Raw genomic sequence first — 2,297 nt, 5'->3', positions numbered from 1 at the left:
ACATATCGGTCCTGACCGGCCAGGCTTCCTTGGCACGTGTGGAAATGGGTGACGAAGGCGACGTGCTGCACATCTCCCACGCTGACTTTCAGAGACTTCTTGTGGAGAACTCGGCCCTCTCCGATGTGTTCGTTCGGACATTTACCGCCAGGCGCGCCTTTGCTCATGAGGCCGCCCATGGATCGACCATCGTCATCGGCGATGCCCACGACAGGGATGTCTTCGCCGCTCGAAACCTCCTGTCGAAACATATGGTACCGCACACCTGGCTGGACCCGGCTAAAGACGCGCTTGCCAAGCGGATCATGGAAGCGCGCGAGATAGGGGAAAGCGACCTGCCTGTCGTGATCCGCGGGCGCTCCCGGATCATGTCGCGCCCGACCGTCGCTGAATTGTCAGAGGCATATGGGCTGGATCTCCTGCCGGATGGGAGCTGCGCCGATGTCATTGTCGTCGGGGCTGGCCCGGCGGGCCTTGCCGCCTCCGTCTATGCCGCATCCGAAGGGCTCAGCGTCGTGACGCTCGACACTGACGGCCCCGGCGGACAAGCAGGCACGTCGTCGAAGATCGAGAACTATCTTGGCTTTCCCATGGGCGTCTCAGGCCGCGAACTTGCCGCACGGGCATCAATCCAGGCGCAGAAGTTCGGCGCCCGTATTGCGGCCCCAGCCCACGCCACTGGTCTGGAAAAGATCGGCGAGGATTATTGCGTGACCCTTGCGGATGGCCGGAAGCTGCAGTCGCGCGCTGTCGTCATCGCGACTGGTGCCCAATATCGCCGCCTGCCGATCGAGAATCTGGAGCGGTTCGAGGGGCGCGGCATCTATTATGGCGCGACGCCGATGGAAGCGCAGCTTTGCGGCGGACAGGAGGTCGCGATTGTCGGCGCAGGCAATTCTGCGGGCCAGGGCGCGGTATTTTTGAGCCACACCGCCAAAGCCGTTCACGTGCTCTATCGCCGGCCAGACATTCGCGAAACGATGTCTGAATATCTGGTTCGCCGACTGGAAGAGGCGCCGAATATCCATTTGCATCCCTCCACTGAAATAGAAGCCCTGCATGGTATTGAAGGGGCAGACCCTGCCGATGACCGACTTGTGGACGCCACGTTCCGGAACCGGACGGCCGGGACAAGTGAGCGCTGCCCGACGCCCTTCGTCTTCCTGTTCATCGGCGCAGCCCCCTTCACTGAATGGCTGCCCAGCCATATGAGCTGCGATGAGAAGGGGTTCGTAAAGACAGGGCCAGATCTCGCCAATATCGACCTTGTAAGAGCCGGATGGGCGCTTGAGCGTATGCCAACCCGGTATGAGACGAGCTGGCCTCGCATTTATGCCGTGGGCGATGTCAGAATCGGCTCGGTCAAGCGGGTTGCCTCAAGCGTGGGCGAAGGCTCGGTTGTCGTCAGCGATATCCACAGGGCGCTGGCAGAGCCGCGCGCGCAGGACTAGCGGATCTGTTGCTTTCGCCGGCGCAGCAACCATTGCGCCGCGGAGACCAGCATGAGCCCCACGGCGACAAAAGCGGCGAGCATGAAGAAACCAAACTTCGCAGGTGTCAGGACGGTCTTCGCAGCCAGCCAGGCAGGCTCGCCCTGAAGCGCGACGGCCTGAGATGCATTTTCGGAGAGGTCTGTAATAACAGCCAGAAAGGCGGGGATGACAGCGAATGTGCGCAAGTTGCCGCCAAACCGTGCGGCAAGCCCCGCCAGAAACCCACCAAGGGCGAGCGGATAGGCTGTGTCGTTGAGAACCGTCGCCCAGAAATGCGTCTCGCGCTGCTCGGCGCTCATTTCGGCCAAGCGCGCCCTGGCCGCCTTTCCTGAAGAGATCATGTCCAGCAATGGCCCGCCAATCGCCTCCTGAACCGGCGCAAAACTCATCCCCACGAGTATCATCGCGGCAAAGCAGGCCAGGATAACTGGCCAGCGGCTGAGAAGGCTCAACACCGACGTCACGTCGCTTCGCCGTCTATGACTTCAACGTCGCGGCCATCTTTGCTCACTAGAGCAATGAGCCGTTCACGAGCGGCCCGAAGTTTCGTCTCATCACGCGACCGCGCCACCAGCGCCACACCATGATCGGTAACGGATCTGAACCATGGATATGATCCCATATTGACGCCATCGAGTTCCTTATCGAGACCGGAAAGCTGTTCCGCGATATCGCCTTCCCGCAGGCCGGCGACGCGCACCGTTATGCTCTGAACAACAATGCCTCGCTCCAGACGGTGGCCGATATCGCCCAGCATGCCCTGGACGATTGAAGGCACACCGGCCAGCGTGAACACATTTCCGG

At 61.3% G+C, this 2,297-nt stretch carries 2 protein-coding genes and 1 pseudogene; 1 reads left to right on the top strand and 2 read right to left on the bottom strand.

From position 1 onward, the window contains the following. A partial coding sequence (locus WA989_RS13015; protein WP_424340919.1) for an FAD-dependent oxidoreductase occupies positions 1–1,451 on the top strand: 1,451 nt, incomplete at its 5' end. On the opposite strand, the gene WA989_RS13010 is transcribed toward WA989_RS13015, so the two are convergent. Further along, positions 1,448–1,882 (bottom strand): hypothetical protein, encoded by a 435-nt coding sequence (locus tag WA989_RS13010; RefSeq protein ID WP_424340918.1) that lies wholly within the window; start codon positions 1,880–1,882, stop codon positions 1,448–1,450. The two genes, WA989_RS13015 and WA989_RS13010, sit on opposite strands and share 4 nt — an antisense overlap. A 71-nt stretch (positions 1,883–1,953) precedes the next feature. Then, positions 1,954–2,297 (bottom strand): annotated as a pseudogene (locus WA989_RS13005) (competence/damage-inducible protein A); the annotation flags it as partial.

This window comes from Henriciella sp. (assembly GCF_049649345.1).
Lineage (GTDB): Bacteria > Pseudomonadota > Alphaproteobacteria > Caulobacterales > Hyphomonadaceae > Henriciella.
This window is presented reverse-complemented; position numbering and strand designations above follow the sequence as displayed.